Source organism: Ectothiorhodospira haloalkaliphila ATCC 51935 (assembly GCF_000633935.1).
GTDB classification, from domain to species: domain Bacteria; phylum Pseudomonadota; class Gammaproteobacteria; order Ectothiorhodospirales; family Ectothiorhodospiraceae; genus Ectothiorhodospira; species Ectothiorhodospira haloalkaliphila.
The window spans coordinates 940,891-943,909 of record NZ_KK214998.1 but is presented as its reverse complement, the minus strand read 5'-3'; the positions used below and the strand labels follow the sequence as shown (position 1 = coordinate 943,909).

The following is a 3,019-nucleotide window of genomic DNA, read 5'->3' as shown; positions in this document are numbered from 1 at the left end:
CATGGTCTGCTTGTCGATGGCGCCGACCTCGTGCAGGGCCTCCATGGTTTCGTGAATCGATGCCAGGGCTTCACTGCGGTACTGTTTTGCCATTGTCTTTTACCTCTGAAAATAGCCCCTTATGCTGAACTGCTCAAACCGTTCCATCATACCTACCCAAACCTATTCAGAAGCATCTAAACCGGTTCAGTGCTGATTTCCTGCTTCACAGAGGCCGGTTTCACTCCGGTCTTGCGACCTGAGCCAGCGCCTTCCTCTCCACAGGCTGACACCGTGGAACTCACGGCGTAATGGGCAAGATTTCTTGCCGCATTCACATCCCGGTCGTGGTGTACGCCACAGTCCGGGCAAATCCACTGCCGCGTGGATAGCGGCATTGCCTTCTGCACCGCTCCACAAACCGAACACATTTTGCTGCTGGGGAACCAGCGGTCGGCCACCACCACCTGCCCACCCCGCTGATCTGCCTTGTACTCCAGTTGCCGACGGCACTCATGAAAGCTCATGTCAGCAATGGAGCGGGCCAGATGCCGGTTCGCCATCATGCCGCACACATTCAGATCCTCGATGCCGATGGTATGAAACCGACGGGTCAGATCAGACGTGAGTTTGTGCAAGGCATCGGACCGGATGTTGGCAATGCGGGCATGCAGCCGTGCCAGTTTCGCCTTGGCCTTGTTCCGGTTGCTGGAACCTTTTTGCTTGCGCGACAGGCTGCGTGATACCCGCCGGAGTCGCTTGAGCAGGGCGGTATGCGCCTTTGGGCCGGTGATGGTGTCTCCCGTCGAGAGCGTGGCCAGTGCCGAGACCCCCAGATCCACCCCGACCGAGCCTTGGTTTTCAGCCGGTCGCCTGGGTGGGTCTTCGGTCTCCACGGTGATGCTGACAAACCAGCGGTCAGCGACGCGGGAGACCGTCGCAGACATGATCTTGCCGGCAAAGCGCAACGACTCCCGCATCCGCACCCAGCCGAGATGGGGGATGCGGATGCGGGAATCTTCGACGCGGAACTGGTCGTTGGTGAGGGTGAATCGGTCGTGGACGCCTTTTTTGCGGAACTTCGGGTACTTGGCGCGACCGGCGAAGAAGTTCTTGAACGCTTCGCCCAATTGAATGATCGCCATCTGTGGTGCCGTTTTGGTGACCTCCAGCATCCATGGAAACTGCTCGCGTTTGACGGCGTTCAAATGGCGACGAAGCGCCGCCTGCGAGGGTTTGGGCAGGCTGTTGTCCTGCTTCCATGCCGCGTACTGGCACTGCCATTCGGCCAACGCCCAGTTGTAGGCGAAACGCGCCGTGCCTGCCGCGCGGGCAAAATAGGTCGCCTGCCTGTTGTTGGGCGCAAGCGCAATCCTGTGGGCACGGATCATGTCGCGTCCTCCACGGCCTTCTTCATGGTCAAGAGTGCCTGTCCCTTGCCTCTGCTGCCTCTGCTGCCTCTGCTGCCTCTGCGGGGTGAAGCCGCTTCAGTGCGGAACCTCGTGACGCAGGCTTACCACCTCCTCAAGAGCCAATCCGGAGATCTGCGAGATCATCTGGTCATCCATCTCGGTGCGGGCAATCAGATTACGTGCCGTTTCCTGTTTTGCTTGGAGGCGCCCTTGCTCGAGCCCCTCTTCACGCCCCTCTTCACGCCCTTCCCGCTTCGCCTCATTCAACAGCGACACCTCATCCCGGAGGGCGCGTTCACGCACGAAGGCCAGACGACGGGCTTCCTCGTCGGCGCTCAATTTCTTGAGCCGATTCATTGCCTGCTGTACAGGCTCGTGGGCAATCTTGGCCATGGTCAGGGTCTCCCGCCAGTGCTTGAAGAAGGTGATCCAGTCCGACAACGGCCCAGGCGGCAGGCCCAGGGTGTCGGCCTTTCTCAGTTCGATCAGGTTCATCTGCAGTACGTTCCCCAGTGTGACCTCCGGCTGGGTTTCATCACGCATCTCAAAGCGCCATACAGCTTGCTGGCGTTCGGCCTCGCTGTGGGTGAACAGATCAAAGTCCAGCAGGTGCAAGCCCACCGAGGCGCGCAGATGTTGGTAATCCTCGCCCGCATTTAGCTGGTTGCCCAGGGTGCGAGCCAAGTAGAACAGGCCGCGCTTGTGCCAGGCGCCATAGCGGCGCACCTGTACCTCCACATTGTAGCAGTGGCCTTCGCCATCGCGGGCGAGGACGTCGAGGATGATGTATTTGCCGGTGAGTTCGCTGGCTTCGATGTTGGGGTTGAGCACCTCCACCGAGGCGATGTTTGGCAGGTCCGGGCGCAGATCATTGATCAAGGCCACCAACAGGTCCGGGGCCTCGCTCAGCAGGCGCTTAAAGACATAATCATTGGTGGGGTCAAGCAGTTGGCTCATGCGGCCCGCTCCAGGGTGTGCTCCTCAATCCGGCCGCGTCGGTGCTCGTAGGTGTTGCCGGTGAAGTGATTCTGACCGGAGAGGAAGGCATGGCGCACACAGTGTGAGACCGCGTGGTTCCAGGGTGGCGCATCCATGCCGACGAGAGCTGAGCGGGGCGAGACCATGGGTTACCCATGCTTGTGGATTGATAAACTGTAAATTAATACAACACGATCGGTGCGTCAACGGGACAGCAGCGAGGTGGTTGATCTAGGAGGGGCAAGGTGGGTGTCCTTTTACCGGTGAGAGTGCCTGTCCCTTGCCTCCCATGAGGGCGCGTTCGTGCAGGCAGAGCAGACCGGCATCCCGTTTGCCTTCGAAGATTATCTGGCCCTGTTGGACTACACCGGGCGGGCCATTTGTTGTTTCCCAGATTATTCCACGCCCCTTTTCCCACACAGATCCTGGCTACAGGCCGAGTGTTTTCCCGGATTATGCCCTCGGGTGGAAGATTCCTGGAAGGTGAACGGATGCGGGAAGCTGGGGGCGCGAGCCTTGGGTGACTCGCGCCCGGGGGCAAGGACTCAGAAGGGATCCTGCTCGTCGTCGAACAGGGAGGTCTGGCGGGTGTCGATGGAGGGCGCTCGCTCGGCGGCCAGGGCTTCCTGCAGGGCGAGGTCGTAGCGCTG

Annotated in this window: 3 protein-coding genes; all 3 read right to left on the bottom strand. The window is 60.2% G+C overall.

All coding sequences use genetic code 11. The features are described from left to right. Positions 1 to 176: 176 nt before the first annotated feature. Positions 177 to 1,370 carry an RNA-guided endonuclease InsQ/TnpB family protein gene (locus tag ECTHA_RS0112185; protein ID WP_025281673.1) on the bottom strand — a complete coding sequence of 398 codons (1,194 nt, stop codon included), beginning with the start codon at positions 1,368 to 1,370 and terminating at the stop codon, positions 177 to 179. A 96-nt stretch (positions 1,371 to 1,466) separates the two neighbouring features. After that, entirely contained in the window at positions 1,467 to 2,348 is an 882-nt protein-coding gene (locus ECTHA_RS0112180; RefSeq protein WP_025281674.1) for an Rpn family recombination-promoting nuclease/putative transposase, read from the bottom strand. Further along, the gene (locus ECTHA_RS19930; RefSeq protein WP_128571900.1) at positions 2,345 to 2,515 is read right to left on the bottom strand and encodes a Type I secretion system protein TolC; all 171 of its coding nucleotides are present in this window, start codon (positions 2,513 to 2,515) and stop codon (positions 2,345 to 2,347) included. The genes ECTHA_RS0112180 and ECTHA_RS19930 overlap by 4 nt, the downstream gene beginning before the upstream one ends. Positions 2,516 to 3,019: the final 504 nt, after the last annotated feature.

Coding starts and splice junctions, on each gene's coding strand:
- ECTHA_RS0112185 (WP_025281673.1), bottom strand. CDS start 1,370: ATGATCCGTGCCCACAGGATTGCGCTTGCGCCCAACAACAGGCAGGCG.
- ECTHA_RS0112180 (WP_025281674.1), bottom strand. CDS start 2,348: ATGAGCCAACTGCTTGACCCCACCAATGATTATGTCTTTAAGCGCCTG.
- ECTHA_RS19930 (WP_128571900.1), bottom strand. CDS start 2,515: ATGGTCTCGCCCCGCTCAGCTCTCGTCGGCATGGATGCGCCACCCTGG.